We start from the raw sequence: 18,225 nt of genomic DNA, 5'->3' as shown, positions 1-18,225 counted from the left end.
GTGCGGATCAGTCGAGCAGGTCGTGACGGACGATGACCTGGTCGCGCTCCGGGCCGACACCGATCACCGAGATGCGCGTGTTGCTCATCCTCTCGAGCGCCAGCACGTAGTCCTGCGCCGTCTGCGGCAGGTCCTCGAAGGTCCGAGCGACCGAGATGTCCTCACTCCAGCCGGGGAAGTACTCCAGGATCGGCTTCGCGTGGTGGAAGTCGGTCTGGTTGACCGGCACCTCGTCGAATCGCTCGCCATCGACGTCGTAGGCGACGCACACGGGGATCTGCTCCAGGCCCGTGAGGATGTCGAGCTTGGTGAGCACGAGGTCGGTGATGCCGTTGATGCGCGTGGCGTAGCGCGTGATGGGGGCGTCGTACCAGCCCACCCGGCGCGGGCGGCCGGTCGTGGTGCCGAACTCGAAGCCCTGCTTGCGCAGCCACTCGCCCTGCTCGTCGAACAGCTCGGTCGGGAACGGACCCGAGCCCACGCGGGTCGTGTAGGCCTTGACGATGCCGACGATGCGGTCGAGCGCACCGGGACCGACGCCGGAGCCCGTCGCCGCTCCTCCTGCTGTCGCCGAAGACGAGGTCACGAACGGGTAGGTGCCGTGGTCGATGTCGAGCATCGTGGCCTGACCACCCTCGAACACCACGACCTCATCGCGGTCGAGCGCCTCGGCGATCAGGTAGCCCGTGTCGGCGAACATCGGCCGCAGCCGCTCGGCGTAGGAGAGCAGGTCTTCCACGATCTCGTCGCACGTGACCGCACGGCGGTTGAAGACCTTCACCAGCAGGTGGTTCTTCTGGTCGAGAGCGCCCTCGACCTTCTGGCGCAGGATGTTCTCGTCGAACAGATCCTGCACCCGGATGCCGACACGGTTGATCTTGTCGGCGTACGCAGGGCCGATGCCGCGGCCGGTCGTGCCGATGTTGCGCTTGCCGAGGAACCGCTCCGTCACCTTGTCGAGCGTGCGGTGGTACTGCGTGATGATGTGCGCGTTGGCGCTGACCTTCAGCCGCGAGACGTCGATGCCACGGGCGGCGAGCGCCTCCAGCTCGGAGAACAGCACCTCGAGGTCGATGACCACGCCGTTGCCGATCACCGGAGTGACGCCGGGCGACAGGATGCCGGAGGGCAGCAGGTGCAGCGCGTACTTCTCGTCGCCGACGACGACGGTGTGTCCGGCGTTGTTGCCGCCGTTGAACTTCACCACCCAGTCGGTGCGCTCACCGAGCAGATCGGTGGCCTTGCCCTTTCCTTCGTCGCCCCACTGCACGCCGACGATAACGATTCCTGGCATGGGTAACCCCCTGGCTTTCGCCGGGTTTGCACCGGCCGATGAGCTGGCCCTCTTCGGGCCGTCCCATCCTATCGAAGGGTTCCTCGACGACCCTCCGGCCGCTCGACCGCTCCGGTCGCGATATGACAGCCTCGGCGGCCGTTGAAGATGGAATATCGCGACCGGAGCGGTCGTCGTCCGAAATACGACGGGGGATGGCACTCGCGCGGCTCGCTCGATGTCGGACACCCCTGCCAGGATCGGAGGATGCCAGCAGCCGCATCCGGCGACCCCGAGATCACCTCCGACGGGATCCGTGCCGACGACGGAGCACCCGAGAAGCCCCGGATGCCCGCGAACCCCGGGACGCCGAAGAAGCAGGGTGCGCTCGTCCTCGCCGCCGCACTGGTCACAGTGGTGCTGTGGGCGTCGGCGTTCATCGGCATCCGCGGAGCGGGTCCGCACTACGACCCGGGCGCTCTGGCGCTGCTCCGCATGGCCGTCGGCACGGCCGTGCTGACGATCATCGCGATCCGACACGGCATCCGCATCCCCGCCCGACGCCACTGGCTGCTCATCGCGGTCTGGGGCATCGGCTGGTTCTGCGTCTACAACCTCGCGCTCAACAGCGCGGAACTGACCCTCGATGCGGGCACCGCTGCGATGGTCGTTAACCTCGCACCCCTCATGGTCGTGGTGTTCAGCGGACTGTTCCTGCGTGAGGGATTCCCGAAGCCGCTCGTGATCGGCGCACCCATCGCCTTCCTCGGGGTCGTGCTCATCGGCATGAACTCCACCTCCGGCGCCGGCCCCGACATCACGGGACTCCTGCTCGCCCTCCTCGCCGCTGTCATGTACGCAGGCTGCACGCTCGTGCAGAAGCGTCTGCTCACCTCGGGTGTCGACGCCACCACCCTCACGTGGCTCGGCGCGGGGGTCGGCACCGTCGCGCTGCTGCCCTGGATCGGCAACCTCATCGGCTCGCTCCAGACGGCACCGCTCGATGCGACGCTCTGGGTCGTCTACCTCGGCATCTTCCCCACGGCGATCGCTTTCACGACGTGGGCGTACGTTCTGCAGCGCAGCACTGCGGGGCAGACGTCGGCCACCACCTATGTCGTGCCGGCAATCGCGATCCTGATGTCGTGGGCGATCCTGGGGGAGGTGCCGACGCCGCTGATGTTCCTCGGCGGCGCGCTCTGTCTGCTGGGCGTGCTGATCACGCGTCTGCGGTGGCGGCGACGCGCCTGAGTCATCGCCCCCCACCGCCGCGGCCCGCGAGTGACGCTACAGTTTCGCTCGGAGGCGAAATGACGACCTGGTGGCCCTACGTACGACTGGCAGCATCGGTTCTGGCCGTGGCGGCGATCGTCGCCCAGCTGGTGCGCACTCTCGAGATCGCCCTCAGCTCGGAGACCGCGTGGGGCTCGCATCTGCCCACGGTCGTGGCGAACTTCTTCAGCTTCTTCACGATCCTCTCCAACGTGCTGGCGGCCGTGGTCCTCGCCATCGGCGGCATCTGGGCTCTCGCGAACCGGAAGACCACGTCGGCCGAACCGCGGTGGCTGGCGGTGCTCCTGGTGTGCGCCAGCACCTACATGATCGTCACCGGCGTCGTCTACAACACGCTGCTGCGCGGGATCGAGCTGCCCCAGGGCTCGACCGTCCTCTGGTCGAACGAGGTGCTGCACGTGGTCATCCCGGTCATCATGCTCGTCGACCTGCTCTTCGCGCCTCGCCGTCGGGCGCTCGGCTGGAGTGCGGTCGGGATCGCCGCGATCTTCCCGATCGTGTGGGTCGCCTACACGCTGATCCGGGCGAACCTCGTGATCGCGCCCGCGACAGGCGAACCATGGTGGTATCCGTATCCGTTCCTGAATCCCCACCTCAACGGCGGCTACGGGGGCGTGGCGCTCTGGGTGCTGCTGATCGCCGCGATCATCATCGCCACCGCCGCCTTCGTGGTCTGGGTCGGCCGGTTTCGGGGCACGCGCGACACCGCGTGACGATGCCCCTCCCCTCCACAGACGGAGGGAAGGGGCATAGACCGAGAGGCTCAGACTGCGGCGAGCGCCTCGCGGTCATCATCACGCGGCTGACCCGCGATGATCCGTGTCGTCTCGGTGGCGTCCGGATCGACGTCGAGATAGCGCTCGAGCGAATCGTCGAGCTCTTCGAGCCACGGCGTGTGGTGCACGACGGCGATCGTGCCCGTCATGACCGACTCGTAAGTGCGGTCGCGATAGCCCACGATGTCTTCCTTCTTGTCGTGCTTCCACGCGAGGAAGATCTCCACGACCCGGTCGATGTCGAACTCCGGGTAGTCGGTGAGCTGGAGGAGATCACGGATGTAGTCGGCCTGGAAGCGGATCTCCGCCGCGGCCGAGTCGATCTGAGCGAAACGGGCGCGCCACTCGGCGATGGAGGCCGCGCGCTCCTGCTCGTCGGGCAGTTCGAGACGGCCGAGGATGAGGTCGCGCACGTACCACGCCTGCACGTCGAACATGTTGAACGTGAACCACTGGTCCTGCGCGCCCAGGTAGGTCAGACGCGGATTCCCCTGCCACACGACACCCCGGTACAGCCCTTCGGGGTAGACGTTGTTGGGCGACGACAGGGCCAGGTCATCGGGCAGGAACGGGTACTTGTGCAGATATCCCGTACACAGGATGACCGCGTCGACATGCTTCGAGGTCCCGTCGGCGAAGAATGCCGTGCTGCCCTCGAAGCGCTCGACGACCGGACGCTCCTCGATGCCTTCGGGCCAGTCATAGCCCATCGGTGCCGAACGGAAGCTCGCCGTGACCGAACGGGCACCCATCTTGAACGCCTGGCTGCCGATGTCCTCCGCCGAGTAGCTCGACCCGATCACGAGCACATCGCGATCTGCGAAGGCCTCTGCGCCTCGGAAGTCGTGGGCGTGGCTGATGTAGCCGGGGAAGGTCTCGATCCCGGGGAAGTCCGGCACGTTCGGGAAGGAGAAGTGCCCGGTGGCGACGATGACGCGATCGAACTCCTCGACGTGCGACCGGCCGCTCGGCAGATCCTCACTGGTGAGGGTGAAGACCTCGCGCTCCTCGTCGAACTCGATCCAGCGCACCACGGTCTGGAAGCGGATCAGCTCCCGCACATCGCTCTTCTCCAGGCGTCCGGCGATGTAGTCCCACAGCACGGGGCGCGGCGGGTACGAGGAGATGGGACGGCCGAAGTGCTCGTCGAAGCTGTAGTCGGCGAACTCCAACGCCTCCTTCGGGCCGTTCGACCACAGGTTCCGGTACATGCTCGAATGCACGGGTTCCCCGAACTCATCGAGTCCTGTGCGCCAGGTGTAGTTCCACTGTCCGCCCCAGTCGGCCTGCTTCTCGAAGCAGACCAGCTCAGGGATCTCCGCCCCCGCGCGGGCTGCGGATTCGAAGGCCCGCAGCTGTGCCATGCCCGAGGGGCCGGCGCCGATGATCGCTACTCGTTCTCTATTCGTCACGTATCGTCCTCACACTTGCGTCATATATCGATGAGCGGCCGCATCCGAGCGAGGAACAGGTCTGTCCCGGTGGGAGCGGAAAGCTCGACCGACCCGGAAAGCGGCTGCTCTTCGACGTTAGCAGGGCCGGTGATCGGCCCCGGAAGCGACTTCGATCACCGGTCCGACTAGTCCTCTCCCGTCGAGGCAAGAGGACCTCCTGTCGATCTGGACCATCTGGATCTCGCATATCGAACGCTTCAGATCGGCGGGTTGCTCCGTGTGGATGAAGTGCTAGATTCGGTCGCGTGAATCCGATTGAGGCGTCTTTATACACACGCGGCCCGCTACGCGCAGTGATCGACCTCAACGAAACATGCAATCTGAAGTGCGACTATTGCCACGTCAACGCGGGGTTCATTCCGAAAGACGGCGTCGGCCCGACGCTGCCTCAGGCGCACTTCCGCTCCATTCTTGATGAGCTCAGCGAGATGGGCACTTTCGAAGTCACGCTCACCGGCGGCGAAGTGACGACGATGAAGGATTTCCACGAATACCTCGACATCGTGGCCGATTATCCGCACCTGACGTTTCAGATCATCACCAACGGCACGCTCCTGATGCCGAAGATGTTGAACCACATCGTCGGCTCAGGGGTCAGGCGCATCTCGCTCTCCCTCGACGGCGCAGAGGCGGCGAACGACAAGCACCGGGGCCAAGGATCATGGACCCGCGCCGTCCGAGGAATGCGGGCGGCTATCGAGTCCGGCATCACGGTGAACATCATCTCCGTCCTGACGAAAGACAACTTCCGTGAGTGGCGGAGCTTCGTGACGGACATGAAAGCGCTCGGCGCTTCGTCGATCGATCTCAGCCCGATGTGCCAGCTGGGGAGAGCACAGTCGTTGGACAGTGCCGCCCTCGACCTTCAGGATCTGCAGTGGTTGGAATCGGGTTTCCGCGCCTATCAGGATGATCTCCCCGAGAAGTCGACCAGCGTCAGGCTCAACCTGGGTTCGACGCGAGTCGGGCAGTGGGACGGCGAGCCCGCCCCGATCCACATCGTCCAGGACATGTATCCCGGAACTCAGATCGTCTTCCGTCTGAGCGGTACGACGACGTCGAACCGCATCATCGGCAAGAGTCAGGTGCTCGGGAACCATTACACATCCTCGGTGCGCGAGATGTGGAGTTCCTCCCACTCGGACAGACTTGCCTCCTTCCTGAACGCTCAGCAGGACGCCTCGCAGAATCTCACCAGCTACTACGGCATCAGCGTGCTCGCCCCGGAACGCGTCATCGACGCCGAGCTGCAGGCACTCCCCACCCCCGCCGACGGCTCTGCCGAGATCAATTGGAATGCGGATGAGTACCTCATCAGCGCCGGTATCGAGAGGAATGTGAACAACCGATGATCGAAGACTCCCTTGCACAGGAAGCCGGCGTGCCGTGGGCCGCACCGAGGCTCCGGTTCGACGATGTCAAGGGAGACCTGCAGAGCGTGGTCGAGGGTGACCAGTGGACCAGGGGGATGTACACCCGCATCCTCGAAGACCGCCTAGGGGATGCCGTCGGGCGGTACTGCGTGCTGACCTCCTCCGGCACCTCTGCGCTGATGGCCAGCCTGTTCCACGCGGCCGATCGCGGAGGCAGGAGAGTGGCAGTGCCCGACTTCGGCTATCACGCTGCTGCGCGGGCGGCGGCCCTGTCCGGCGCGACGCTCCATCTTCTGGATTCCTCGGCCGATACGCCGACGATCGACGCCGCAGCCGCCCTGAGCCTGAACGCCCCCATCACCGTGGGCATGCACTACATGGACATCCTGTTCAGCTCGTCGCTCGGAGATCTGCGAACGAAGAAGCGTCTGCTGATCGAGGATTCGGCAGCAAGTCTGCTCGTCCAGGACCGCGATCGTCGTGCAGGGACTCTCGGAGACATGTCTGTCATCAGCCTGCACGCGAGCAAACCGATCGCGGCCGGCGAGGGCGGGGCGATCTTCGTCGACGACCGCCAGGAAGCGGATGCCCTACGGCGGATCGTGCAGAGAAACGGTCTCATCGAGTCCACCACGTACAAGGTGGGAAGCTCCCAGTCGCTCAACGCCAACATCAGCGAGCTCAACGCCGTTCTGGGTGCCGCTTCGCTCGCACGGGCGCAACGCCATCTTCCCGACTTGGTGTCCTTGCGAAAGGACTTCATCTCCGCACTCGGTGCGGTGCTCGACGAGTCGTTCCCTGCGACGACCGTCCTCCGGTCGACCGATGCCGACTTCGGTCCGGTGTCGCTTCTCATGGAGAACGAGAGCCAGCGGGATCACGTGCTGCGCACCCTGCGCTCTCGGGGCATCCAGGCACGCGCGATGTGGTTGTACGCGGCCCATGATGACCCCGCGATACGCGCTGCGGTCGAGGGACCGATCGCGACGTTCCCCCGGGCGGACGACTGGCGACGCCGCCTCCTCAACCTCCCCTTCCACTGGGGGTTCACCTCTCAGCACTCGCGAACGATTCTGGAGGCGTTCGAGAGCATGTCGACGGAGACCCCCTAGCCGCATGTTGCGGATGCATCTGCTCCGGCTCCTCTTCCGGAGCAGTCACGTTCGCTTCCGATCGCCTACGGGAACCGCCAGATTCGCACCATTGAAGGCGGCGCAGCTGCGCGAATCCGCCTACGTGATCGCGTTCACCGCCGACGGGTCGCATGTGCTGCTCGCACCACGAGACGACGGTGCAGGGCTGGAGATCCCCGGAGGCGGACGGGACGCAAGGGAGTCGATCCGGGATGCGGCCCTGCGTGAGACTTTCGAGGAAACGGGCGTCACGATCGCGGGCGAGCTGAGAAAGCTGCTCGTGCATCTCGATTGGTTCTTCGACGAGTCCGATGGACGAATGTACGTCTCGAAGCAGCATTTCTTTATCGCATCGCTGCCGCCAAGAACACCTGTCAGCGACCAGTCCCTGCTCACCAAGACAAGCTCTGCCGGAGATCACCTGAATCCCAATGATGCAGACGTGATCGCGCTTGCATTTCAGAAGAGACTGTAATCGGGTGACCTTTCGCAAGAGCATCCTCTACTTTCGACCCCATTGCGATCGACATCCGCTGTGGTAGCGTCGCAGGCGTTGACCAGCTGTTGCTATAAGAGTTTGAAAGGTACGCATCATGAAGACGATCTCGAAAACCCTCGGAACCACCGCTGTCGCTGCCGGCGCGCTCGCACTCTCGGCTGTTCCGATCACGGTGCAGGCCGTGGTCAATTCCTCTGATGTCCCCAGCGCGGCCAACCGGGCAGGGCAGACGTCCGGCACGTCCTCCGTCGGTCCGACGGTGACGAACGGCCAGCACGTCACCACGCTCGCCGACCGGAAGATCATTCCGTAAGCAATCGTCAAGCTCGTCCCTCCGGTGGTAACCGCCCCCAGCTCCACGGCACTGACGCAGGCACTGTCGGCCGCGAACGAAGCCGTCACCGAGTACTCGATTCGCGAAGGTGTGAATCCTGCATTCGCGCTCCTCGTCGGCAGCGTCCCTACGGGTCTCGCCAACAGCAAGAGCGACATCGACGTCTTCCTCGTCACCCTCGACAACCCCGGCGGAGCCGCTGGGGGTGAATTGTATGCGAATCAATTCACCATCGGGGACAAGCGCGTCGATATCGAGACCTGGACGATCGGAGAGTTTGGCCGAACCGTTGCGCGTATTGTCGATGCTCTCCGCGTCGGGCAATCGCGAGTGCACGCGCTGGGGGAGATGAGATCACCCGATTTCGACTTCCTCAGTCGCGTGGTCTCCGCTGTCCCTGTGATCGGCGAAGGCTTCTACTCGTCGTGGGTGAGCGCGAACCTCCCCCGAGAGGGAGAGTACGAGCAGGTGCTGTCTGCACGATTCGCTCTCGAGGCCGCCGCAACGCTGGAGGATGCCGAAGGTTTCGCGGAGGCCGGGAACCGGGACGGTCTTGGATTCTCCGCCTCTCGGGCCACCAACTTCGCCGTGAAGTCGTGGGTGGCAGCGACCGGCGATGTGTACTTCGTCGACAAGTACGCCTTCACCCAGGCAGTTCGGCAGGGTATGCCCTCGGAGCAGTTGGCGCGCGCGCGAAGATTCGGTCAGTACGAGTGGATTCGTGAATCGGATCCGCGGTTCATGGAACTCCAGACGTTCCTGCAGGATTTCCTCATCGCCAGCCAGATCCTGTCCAACCGATTCCCGGTCGACCGATCGACCACGACTCCGAGCTTCCGCTCGAATCACATGCCGATTCAGATCGCGGACGGAGTCCTCCTGAATGAGGAGGGGAAGAACCATGTGCTGCTCTCCGTCGTCGCCGCGAAGGTCTGGCAGGCGCTGATCACCGGCGACGAAGCGTCCCTTCCTCCTGCGGACGTCGATCTCATCAGACCGCAGCTTGAGGCTGCCGGAGTGATCGAGCGCATCTAGACGGCGCTCGGGAAATCGTTCATCTGAACGCCGAACAACAAGAGGGATAAAAGCGTGAGCGGATACATCGTCGAACTCGAAGGCACGGACGGCACAGGGAAATCGACCGTCGCCGGCTCGCTGGCCTCGGAGCTCGGCGGGACGGTCTTCTCGCGCGTCACGGCAAACGCGGACACGTCGCTCGACCGCCTGACCCGAAGCGTCGGCACCTTCTTCGGTGAATCGCTGGACGATGTACCGGCGTTGGAGGTGCTCGCCCTTGCCGCCATCACTCAAGACGCGGCCATCCTCGAGAGTCAGGTCCTCCCCCACGTGCGCGCAGGTGGGGTCGCGGTTCTGGACTCGTGGTGGTTGAAGACGTCGTGCCGTTTCGTGATCGAAGCGGAGAATCTCGGCTATGAGCAGAGCCGCATCCACCGGATCGCCGGCTGGATCGACGATCTGGCCTACTGGCGCACGTGGCCGGATCTCACCGTCTACACCGCCGTCCTCGAACTCGACGACTCGACTGTGCGCGCACGTTACGAGCAACTCCCGGAGGAGCGGCGTGACATCGTCATCGGCAGGGACGGACGCAATTCCGTCGACCCCGATGAGTTCGTCGACTTCGTCTCACGCATACGACACCTCATCAGGAAGAAGTCGGAGGGGATCGATACATCGCGCACGTTCATGAACACCTCGGACGATCACGGTATCGCGTGCTCGAACGCGATCGCCGAGTGGATCCGCCTCGCGCAGAACGCAGACGGTTCCGGTGCGAGTGGTCATTGACTCCCGCAGCACCCTCGTCATCGATTTCGACGGGGCCATCGTCGATTCCGAGCCGATTCGGCGACGAGAGACGGAACGCTCGCATCGAGAGGGCGCGCCGAGGCAACAGACCTACGCACGCATCCAGGCCCTCATCATGCAGACGCCCCCGCGACCGGAAGCCCTCTCCTTGATCGCGCGTTTCCCCACGAAGGACATCGTGATCGCCACGAACAACCTCTCTGCCAACGTCCGCGAGTATCTGGATGCGTGGCTGCCCTCGCTCTCTGCCGCGTCCATCTTCAGTCGCCTCGACCTCGGCTTGGCCAAGGAGACCGAGGACTTCTGGCGACGGCTGGGAGCGATCCTGAATCGCCCCTCCGACACACTCCGCGTTTACGACGACAGCGCGGACGTCTGCGCGATCGTTGCCAAGGTCGGCATGCAGGTTCACCGCGTCGAGACCGGGGTGGCCGGATGAACGACGGCGCAGCTCCTCGCGTGCTCGTGGCCGGCGGGGCCGGTTTCCTCGGGAGCCATAGCGCGAAACGTCTGCGCCGAGATTTCCCCGAGTCCGTGATCACTGTGCTCGATCGCGAGGAAGGTCAGAACACCGACATCCGCGTCGACCTGACCGACGACCGAGCAACCATCGATGCCCTGAGAGACAGCGCGGACTACGACTGGGTGCTCAACTTCGCCGCTCTCTCTTTCGTTCCGTCGAGTTTCACCGAGCCTCGTCGGTACCTGACGAACAATGTCCTCGCCACCCAGAACCTCCTGGACGCTCTGAGCACGGGCGGCTTCCGCGGGAAGCTTCTGCATTTCTCGTCGTGCGAGGTGTACGGAGACGCCACGAGACCATCGACGAAGGCACCGCTGGTGCCGAAGAGCCCGTACGCCGCGAGCAAGGCGGCTCAGGAGCTGGTGCTTCGTGCCCACCACATCGCCTCCGGGGGCGCCTACGCGGCGACCATCATGCGGCTCTACAACATCTATGGGCCCGGGCAACAGCACAATCGGCTGTTGCCGTCCGTCGTCCACGCGGCCGCGACCGGCGAGTCGCTCGCGCTGTCCGGGGACGGCGAGCAGACGAGAACGTTCCTGCATGTCGACGACCTCATGGATCTGCTCGTCTCCGTGGTCACGGCTGACGCGACGCGCACCGCTGAGGAGCTGCGGATCTACAACGTCGCTGGACCCGACGTGTTGAGCGTCAATGATGTCGTCACCCTCGCCCGGCGAGATGCCGCCATCCCCACCGTGACGGCGCCCAGCACTCCGGCAGCGTTGCGAGTGTCGGTGGGGGACCCGATGAACGTCATGGACGATTTCCGGTGGAGCCCGTCGAGGACGGTCGCGGATTTCATACGGAAGTCGATCTCAATTGTTGTCCAATCCGAAGAAGTGGGGATAGATCGTGCGTCTGGGAATCTATGGTCTCGGTCAGGTCGTGTTGGAGAGGCACCTCGATGAGCTACGCGCTATCCCGGAGATCTCCGTCACCCACATCGCGACGCGGGACAGCGCGCGCTTCTATCGTGCGATGGAGACCTACCGTGGAGACATGACCCGCGTGGGGTCCCTCTCCGCGCTCGCAGGCCACCCCGACATCGATGCCGTGCTGATCGCGACCCCCGCGTCGGATCTCCTGTCATCGGCGGAAGTGGCGCTCCGAGCCGGCAAGCTGGTCTACCTGGAGAAGCCTCTGGGCGCGTCCTACGCCGATGCCCTGCGCATCACCGCATTGGAGGGCGCCCGGGATCGAATGGTGGTCGGCGACAACTTCTATTTCCAGGAGAGGTTCGTCGCGGCCATCGGTCACACGCACGCCGCATGGCTCCCGGAAAGCACCTCGGCCGATATCGTCGATTATCTGAGAAGGGGAGATCGGGTCCGCTTCCGGTCCGACATGGATCTCTTCAAGGAGCATATCGTCCACCCCCTGGCGGCGCTGCACAGGCTGGGCCAGCCGGTGCTCGACGCACATGTGCGATCTGCCCGGGTCATTCGTGACATCGAGATCGGACAGATCGTCGACATGCACCTCGTGTCCGGCGAATGGAACGGCACGATTCGAAGTGTCATCACCGACGCCTGGTCGCGAGACAGATACGTCTTCCGCGGCGAACGCGGCGAGGTCGTCATCGAGCATGTCCATGACTTCGAAACGGCAGCTCAGCTGGGCAGGAGCGTCTACAACGACTTCCTCGATGTCGACGGCGACTCGGTGCCATTGCGCTCTCCCGCCCCCAGTGGCATGTTCGAAGCCTGGAACGTGCTTCTCGGGCTCTCGGCCGGAGACCGCAAAGCCACCGCCGAGGCTCACCGCGTGCTCGAGGCGAGCCTCAACGCCGTTCGCATACGGGATGAGGCGCTTGCCCTGCTTCACGAAAGCAGCTGAGTTGCCTTCGGTCAGCATCCTCGGCTCGAGTGGAGCGGGTAAGTCGGTCATCCTCGATCGCTGCGCCGAGCTGGGCCCTCTCGCCTCCGGGCACGGCGAGTATTCGGTGGTCGGCATCGCGTGCCACGAGTGGGAAACCTGGGAGAGCTTCCTCACCGACCCCGGGCGTTACGCCTTCGCAAACCAAATGGAAGCACTGCGCAAGACCGTCGACACTCTCGTCTGCGTCGAACGACTCAGCGGCCCGTTCGATTACGTCGTGACCGATGCCTCGCCGATGCGCGTGAAGATGTACACGGAGATCATGTTCGACGTCGATCTTCTGTCACCGGAGGAGTTCGGCCGATGGCAGTCCGAATACCGTCACCAGCTCACGAGAATTCCTCGTTCCGCGGCGTTTCTGTATCTGGTTCTGGACACGGGAGAACGGGCCCTCCGAGATGGTGCGGGAGGACACGATGGACGCTGGTCCAACGGCGATCAGCTGAAGGCACTCCTCGACGCACGCTTCGACGATCTGCTCGCTGAGCGGCGAGCGACCGGCGAGCTCGGCGCCACGGTGGTCGCGTCGGCGACGCCGGCCGAGATGCTCGCGGACTTCCGGAAGCGACTTCTCGAGGATGCGCGGACCCGACACGATGGTCGAGCACGGGAGTAGACGAGATCATCCGCTGGATGTACGACGCCGGCACTCAGGGCCGATGCCCTGTGCTGCGGCCCCGTCCTAGCGTGGAAGACATGTCAACCACCGTCTCCCCTTCAGCCCTGTCCGCCCCTGCGACCTCGACCGCGAAAGGGACGGTCAGTCTCGTTCTCGGGATCTGCTCTCTCTTCGCCGGCTGGACCTTCTTCGCGCCGGTCATCGGACTCATCTTCGGCATCCTCTCGCTGCGTCACGAGCCGCAGGCACGCACCAGGGCCGGCTGGGGAGTCGCCCTCAACGCGATCGCCATGAGCCTCTGGGTCATCACGCTCGTCGTCGTCCTCGCATTCGGAGGGGTCGCGGCCGTCGCGACGATGTTCGGCCAGTGACGTCCGCCGCATGCATGACGCTTCGACGGATGCAGGGGGTCTGCACGACGAAACCTCCTGCATCCGCGATCGGTTCATGCAGGTGAGCGGAGCGTGATCGTCAGACCGCACACAGCCGGCCGCTCCGTCGTTGCGATTACGCTGGTCCGCGGGGGACAGCCGCGACGCGGGTCCCCGAACGAGGGAGCCTACCGATGACCGAGTCCTCCACGCCGGACCTGCGGACGATCTCCGCACCGCCGCCTCCGCCCGGCCCCGCGCAGACGCACCCGCCGACAGCTCCCGCCGCGCCCACCAACAGCGCACCCACCAACGCCGCGCCCACGGACGCCGAGATGGCCAGGGCCTCCGAGGTGCTGCGAGTCATCTCGACCTCGTACTCCGCGAAGATGGTCGGCCAGGACCGTCTTCGCACCAGCCTGCTCGTCGCCCTCATCGCGGGCGGACACATCCTGCTCGAGAGCGTGCCGGGACTCGCCAAGACCACCGCGGCGAGCACCCTCGCCGACACCGTGAAGGCGCAGTTCAAGCGCATCCAGTGCACCCCCGACCTGCTGCCGAGCGACATCACGGGCAACCAGATCTACGATGCGGCGACCGGCTCGTTCCGCACGGTGCTCGGCCCCGTGCATGCGAACTTCGTGCTGCTCGACGAGATCAACCGCTCCAGCGCCAAGACGCAGAGCGCCATGCTCGAGGCGATGCAGGAGCATCAGACCACGATCGGCGGAGAGATCCACCACCTGCCCAAGCCGTTCCTGGTGATCGCGACGCAGAACCCGATCGAGCAGGAGGGCACGTACGAGCTGCCCGAGGCGCAGATGGACCGCTTCCTGCTCAAGGAGATCGTCGAGTACCCGAGCCCCACCGAGGAGCTCGAGGTGCTCAGCCGCATCGACTCCGGCGTGCTCGACCCCGACCGGCACGTGACCAGCGCCGTCAGCCTCGACGACGTGCACCTGCTGCAGGATGTCGCGAGCCGCATCTACGTCGACCCCGCGATCCGCAACTACATCGTGTCGATCGCCTACGTCACCCGCAATCCCGCGCCGTACATCGGCGAGGAGCGCGCCCGCTTCATCAAGTACGGCGCGAGTCCGCGCGCGAGCATCGCCTTCCTGCAGGCCTCGCGCGCGCTGGCGCTGCTCAAGGGACGCGCGCACGTGCTGCCCGAAGACATCCGCGAACTGCGGCACCTGATCCTCCGGCACCGCGTGCTGCTGACGTTCGAGGCCGACGCCGAGGGCATCCGCAGCGAGGAGATCATCGACCAGATCTTCGCCTCGGTCCCGACCCCCTGACCCGGCGCCTCGGGACTCATCGCCACATGCCCAGCCTGATCACGCAGGTGAAGAGCAAGCTCTTCATCCATTCGACGCGCAAGTCGCTGCACGCGCTCGACGGCGCCTACGCGTCGTTGCTGCGCGGACGGAGCCTCGACTTCGAAGACCTGCGCAAGTACGAGTACGGCGATCAGGTGCGCGACATCGACTGGCGTGCGACCGCCCGGCTGGGGACGCCCCTCGTGAAGCGCTCGCGCGCCACCCGCATGCACACCGTGCTGTTCGTCGTCGACACCGGGCGCTCGATGTCGGCCCTCGCGGCGGACGAGCAGTCGAAGAAGCAGCTCGCGATCCTCGCGACGGGTGTGCTCGGCGTGCTGACGCTGCGTCACGGCGACGACTTCACCACTGTCTACGGCGACTCCGCGAAGGTGCGCCGCCTCGCACCGGGACGCAGCGAGGGCGCCCTCGAACACGCGCTGCGCACGATCGACAGGGCCGTGGACGAGAGCAGCGCCCCGAGCGATCGCGATGCCCTGCTCTCCTTCGTCACACGCACGATCGCCCGCCGCATGATCGTGGTGGTGATCACCGACGAGGCTCCCCTCACGAGCGAGACCGAGCGGATGCTGCGCCGACTTCGAGTGCAGCACGACGTGCTGTGGCTCACGCTGCGCGATGCCGAGCCCGTGCTCGATCACGCCACGGGGCGCATCCGCAGGGACGTCGACAGCCGATGGCAGGTGCCGGGTTTCGTGCAGGGCGACCGCGAGATCGTGCAGGAGCTGACCGCCCAGCGCGAGGCCGAAGCCGCGCACCTCGACGATCTGCTCACCCGCATGGAGATCAGCCACTCCACGCTGGACGGGCAGGACCATGCCGTCGCCCAGCTGCTGACGTTGCTGAACCGGAGGTCGAATGCCCGGCTCTGACGACCTCTACCCGCCGGCCCAGTACGGCTGGGGGTGGCTCCTGCTCGCGATCGGCATCCTCGCGCTGCTGGTGCTCGGTGCGTGGCTGTTGATCGCGCTCACGCGACCCCGTCGCACCCTCGCCACCGCGGACCCGAATGCCGGGCAGGCTCCGCTCATCATCGACGTGCTGTCGCAGCTGCGCACCGAGTACCTGGCCCGAATCCAGCAGATCGAGACGGACTACCGGGAACGGCGCCTGTCGGCGCGGCAGGCGAACGTCGAGTTGAGCAGGGTCGTGCGCGCCTTCGTGAACGAGTACAGCGGTCTGGAGGCGCCGGTGCTCGCACTCGACGACCTGGTGGCGCGCGGCGTCCACCCGGCTCTCATCGACGCGCTGGGCAGGCACTACTATCCGAGCATCTTCCGACCCGGCCCGGTGATCGACCCCGTGGCCGGCGCCGAAGCGGCGAGGACGGTGGTGCGCACATGGCACTAGCGAACATCTGGATGCTGGTGGGCGCGGTCGCCGTCGTGCTGGTGGCGCTCGCGATCGGGCTCGTTCTCGGACTCCGACGCGAGGGGCGTGCCGGGGCCGGAGACGCCGCCCGCGTCGCCCGCGCCGAACGCCTGCGCACACTGCCCTCGTTCCGCCGTGCCCTGACGCGACGGGCACTCGCGCTGTCCGGCGTCCTCGCGCTCGGCGCGGCAGCCGCGATCGTGTCGGGGGTGGTTGCCGCGCGGCCGATGTCGGCGCAGACCGTGCAGGCCGTCAACACGAGCCGCGACATCATGCTGTGCCTCGACGTCTCCGGCTCCATGACCGAGGTCGACGTCGAGGTGCTGAACGTCTTCGACGAGCTGTTGGACAGCTTCGAGGGGGAGCGCATCGGCCTGACGATCTTCAACAGCTCGCCCGTGCAGATCTTCCCCCTCACCGACGACTACGACTTCGTCCGCGAGCACCTGGCCAGCATGACCGAGAGCTTCGACTTCGTCGACCAGGTTCCGGAGCACTGGATCGGCACGCTCAACGGCAACGGCGCCTCCCTGATCGGCGACGGCCTCGCGGCCTGCGCGATGGGCTTCGACCACCCGGACGATGAGCGTTCGCGCTCGGTGATCTTCGCCACCGACAACGAGGTCAACGGCGCCTCGATCGTGACGCTGGAGGAAGCCGCCGCCTACGCCGCCTCGAAGGACGTGCGCGTCTTCGCACTGAACCCCGTCCAGGGCAAGGACGCCGATGTGAGCGCCGAGCTCAGCGCGGCAGCAGAGGCGACGGGGGGCGCCGCGTTCGGGCTGCGCGACACGACCACCGTCTCCGACATCGTGGACCAGGTGCAGGAGCAGGAGGCGACCGAGCTGCGCGGAGAGGCGCAGGTGGTCTGGACCGACACCCCAAACCTGTGGATCGTGGTGCTCTGCCTCAGCGTGCTCGGGTTCGTCGTGGTGCTGTGGAGGGTGCGACTGTGATCTTCCAACCCGTGCTCAACCCACTGCTGATCGCGCTGCTGTGCGCACCGGTCCTCGCCGTCGCCGTCTGGGTGCTTGTCCGTGCGCCGAAATCGGGCGGCGTGCCGATCGCGGACGGGCGCGCACTCGCCGGGCATCGTGCGCTGTGGGCCATGCGGCTGCTGCTGGTGCTCGCCTGCGTCGCGCTCCTGCTTCGTCCCGGCATTCCCGGCGGAGCCACGCAGACCCTCGCGACCGACACCGACATCGTGTTGGTGGTCGACACCACGGCGAGCATCGTGGCCGAGGACTGGGGCGACGGGGAACCGCGGCTCGACGGCATCCGCGAGGACGTGCGCGCGCTCGTGGAGGAGTACCCGGGAGCACGCTTCGCGCTCATCACCTCGGATGCCGCCGCCCAGCTGCGGGTTCCCCTGACCACGGACACCACCGCGCTCATGGGTTCGCTGCAGGTGCTGCGCCCCGAGGTCACCAGCCAGTCACGCGGAAGCTCGATCGGCATCGCCGCTCCGCTGCTTTCGGAGACGCTCGCCTCGGCGGCCGAGTCGTCTCCCGACCGCTCGCGCATGGTGTTCTACTTCGGCGACGGAGAGCAGACGGTCGACACGCCGCCGGAGTCGTTCAGCGCAAGCGAGAAGTACACCGATTCGGGAGCCGTGTTCGGCTACGGCACAGCCGAGGGCGGGCCGATGCGCATCACCACGGGCGGCGTCTCGGATCAGGGAGGCGACTACATCCAGTACCAGGGCGCCGATGCGCTCTCGGTGATCGACGAGTCGACCCTCGAGACGATCGCCGACGACCTCGGTGTGGAGTACTCGCATCGGACGGCGGACACCGCGCCCGTGCTTCCCGCTGCCCCGTCCACCACCACCGACTACGCCGATTCGGGCGAGGTCGGCAACGTCATCGAGCTGTACTGGATCGCCGCGCTCGTCGCCCTGGCCATCCTGGGCGTGGAGCTCGGGCGGGCGACCCTGCTGATCGCGCGACTGCGGCATCTCCGTGCTCCTCGGTCCGACGCAGCAGCGCGATAGCGAGCAGCCCTTCCATCTGGAAGCTGACACTCAGCAACCTCCGGATATCGGATGCTATTGTTTTACACGTCGCGGACTATCTCGGACGCGACGGGGGTTCGCAGATGCGATCCGACCGCGGAGTCACATGAGCTTGGGGAAGCTCCCGCGGTCGTTTCA

The 18,225-nt window shown here is 65.7% G+C and carries 20 protein-coding genes; 18 read left to right on the top strand and 2 right to left on the bottom strand.

The window, feature by feature from the left end; all coding sequences use genetic code 11:
* Positions 1-7: 7 nt before the first annotated feature.
* Positions 8-1,294, bottom strand: a complete 1,287-nt coding sequence (locus tag ILP86_RS12910; protein WP_193762142.1) for an adenylosuccinate synthase — start codon at positions 1,292-1,294, stop codon at positions 8-10.
* Between the two features lie 246 nt (positions 1,295-1,540).
* On the opposite strand from ILP86_RS12910, the gene ILP86_RS12905 reads away from it, so the two are divergent.
* Both ILP86_RS12905 and ILP86_RS12900 read left to right on the top strand, forming a co-directional pair.
* The gene (locus ILP86_RS12905) at positions 1,541-2,524 is read left to right on the top strand and encodes a DMT family transporter (RefSeq protein WP_227751226.1); all 984 of its coding nucleotides are present in this window, start codon (positions 1,541-1,543) and stop codon (positions 2,522-2,524) included.
* A gap of 59 nt (positions 2,525-2,583) precedes the next feature.
* Positions 2,584-3,279: a Pr6Pr family membrane protein gene (locus ILP86_RS12900; RefSeq protein ID WP_113680353.1), complete on the top strand. Its 696-nt coding sequence runs from the start codon at positions 2,584-2,586 to the stop codon at positions 3,277-3,279.
* Positions 3,280-3,329: 50 nt separating this feature from the next.
* On the opposite strand, the gene ILP86_RS12895 is transcribed toward ILP86_RS12900, so the two are convergent.
* Positions 3,330-4,754, bottom strand: a complete 1,425-nt coding sequence (locus tag ILP86_RS12895; RefSeq protein WP_308431935.1) for an NAD(P)/FAD-dependent oxidoreductase — start codon at positions 4,752-4,754, stop codon at positions 3,330-3,332.
* 287 nt (positions 4,755-5,041) lie between these two features.
* Between ILP86_RS12895 and ILP86_RS12890 the strand changes: the two genes are divergently transcribed.
* From ILP86_RS12890 to ILP86_RS12815, 16 genes are all read left to right on the top strand, one after another.
* Complete coding sequence (locus ILP86_RS12890) at positions 5,042-6,148, top strand: radical SAM protein (protein WP_193762141.1); 1,107 nt, start codon at positions 5,042-5,044, stop codon at positions 6,146-6,148.
* Positions 6,145-7,281: a DegT/DnrJ/EryC1/StrS family aminotransferase gene (locus ILP86_RS12885; protein WP_193762140.1), complete on the top strand. Its 1,137-nt coding sequence runs from the start codon at positions 6,145-6,147 to the stop codon at positions 7,279-7,281. The genes ILP86_RS12890 and ILP86_RS12885 overlap by 4 nt, the downstream gene beginning before the upstream one ends.
* 91 nt (positions 7,282-7,372) lie before the next feature.
* Positions 7,373-7,777, top strand: a complete 405-nt coding sequence (locus ILP86_RS12880) for an NUDIX hydrolase (protein ID WP_193762139.1) — start codon at positions 7,373-7,375, stop codon at positions 7,775-7,777.
* 118 nt (positions 7,778-7,895) lie between these two features.
* On the top strand, positions 7,896-8,114 hold the full coding sequence (locus ILP86_RS12875) for a hypothetical protein (RefSeq protein WP_058630877.1): 219 nt from the start codon (positions 7,896-7,898) through the stop codon (positions 8,112-8,114).
* Positions 8,115-8,138: 24 nt separating this feature from the next.
* Entirely contained in the window at positions 8,139-9,170 is a 1,032-nt protein-coding gene (locus tag ILP86_RS12870) for a hypothetical protein (protein ID WP_058630878.1), read from the top strand.
* 54 nt (positions 9,171-9,224) lie between these two features.
* Positions 9,225-9,944, top strand: coding sequence for a hypothetical protein (locus tag ILP86_RS12865; RefSeq protein ID WP_058630879.1), 720 nt, complete (start codon positions 9,225-9,227; stop codon positions 9,942-9,944).
* 136 nt (positions 9,945-10,080) lie between these two features.
* A complete protein-coding gene (locus ILP86_RS12860; RefSeq protein WP_193762138.1) occupies positions 10,081-10,404 on the top strand; it encodes a hypothetical protein in 324 nt (107 codons plus the stop codon).
* On the top strand, positions 10,401-11,399 hold the full coding sequence (locus tag ILP86_RS12855; protein WP_193762137.1) for an NAD(P)-dependent oxidoreductase: 999 nt from the start codon (positions 10,401-10,403) through the stop codon (positions 11,397-11,399). The genes ILP86_RS12860 and ILP86_RS12855 overlap by 4 nt, the downstream gene beginning before the upstream one ends.
* On the top strand, positions 11,344-12,327 hold the full coding sequence (locus tag ILP86_RS12850) for a Gfo/Idh/MocA family protein (protein WP_058630882.1): 984 nt from the start codon (positions 11,344-11,346) through the stop codon (positions 12,325-12,327). The genes ILP86_RS12855 and ILP86_RS12850 overlap by 56 nt, the downstream gene beginning before the upstream one ends.
* Position 12,328: 1 nt before the next feature.
* Complete coding sequence (locus tag ILP86_RS12845; protein ID WP_061018800.1) at positions 12,329-12,985, top strand: deoxynucleoside kinase; 657 nt, start codon at positions 12,329-12,331, stop codon at positions 12,983-12,985.
* An 80-nt stretch (positions 12,986-13,065) separates the two neighbouring features.
* A complete protein-coding gene (locus tag ILP86_RS12840) occupies positions 13,066-13,359 on the top strand; it encodes a hypothetical protein (protein ID WP_046748057.1) in 294 nt (97 codons plus the stop codon).
* Between the two features lie 335 nt (positions 13,360-13,694).
* A complete protein-coding gene (locus tag ILP86_RS12835; protein ID WP_046748192.1) occupies positions 13,695-14,660 on the top strand; it encodes a MoxR family ATPase in 966 nt (321 codons plus the stop codon).
* 26 nt (positions 14,661-14,686) lie between these two features.
* Positions 14,687-15,574, top strand: a complete 888-nt coding sequence (locus tag ILP86_RS12830; RefSeq protein WP_058630885.1) for a DUF58 domain-containing protein — start codon at positions 14,687-14,689, stop codon at positions 15,572-15,574.
* Positions 15,561-16,052, top strand: a complete 492-nt coding sequence (locus ILP86_RS12825) for a hypothetical protein (protein WP_058630886.1) — start codon at positions 15,561-15,563, stop codon at positions 16,050-16,052. The genes ILP86_RS12830 and ILP86_RS12825 overlap by 14 nt, the downstream gene beginning before the upstream one ends.
* Complete coding sequence (locus ILP86_RS12820) at positions 16,043-17,029, top strand: VWA domain-containing protein (protein ID WP_227751225.1); 987 nt, start codon at positions 16,043-16,045, stop codon at positions 17,027-17,029. Before ILP86_RS12825 ends, ILP86_RS12820 begins: the two co-directional genes overlap by 10 nt.
* On the top strand, positions 17,026-18,066 hold the full coding sequence (locus tag ILP86_RS12815; protein WP_061018804.1) for a VWA domain-containing protein: 1,041 nt from the start codon (positions 17,026-17,028) through the stop codon (positions 18,064-18,066). The genes ILP86_RS12820 and ILP86_RS12815 overlap by 4 nt, the downstream gene beginning before the upstream one ends.
* The last annotated feature ends 159 nt before the right edge of the window (positions 18,067-18,225 follow it).

The organism is Microbacterium sp. R1 (assembly GCF_015159725.1).
Lineage (GTDB): Bacteria > Actinomycetota > Actinomycetes > Actinomycetales > Microbacteriaceae > Microbacterium > Microbacterium oxydans.
Note: the sequence above shows the minus strand (reverse complement) of the source record. Positions and strands in the feature narration are given on the sequence as shown.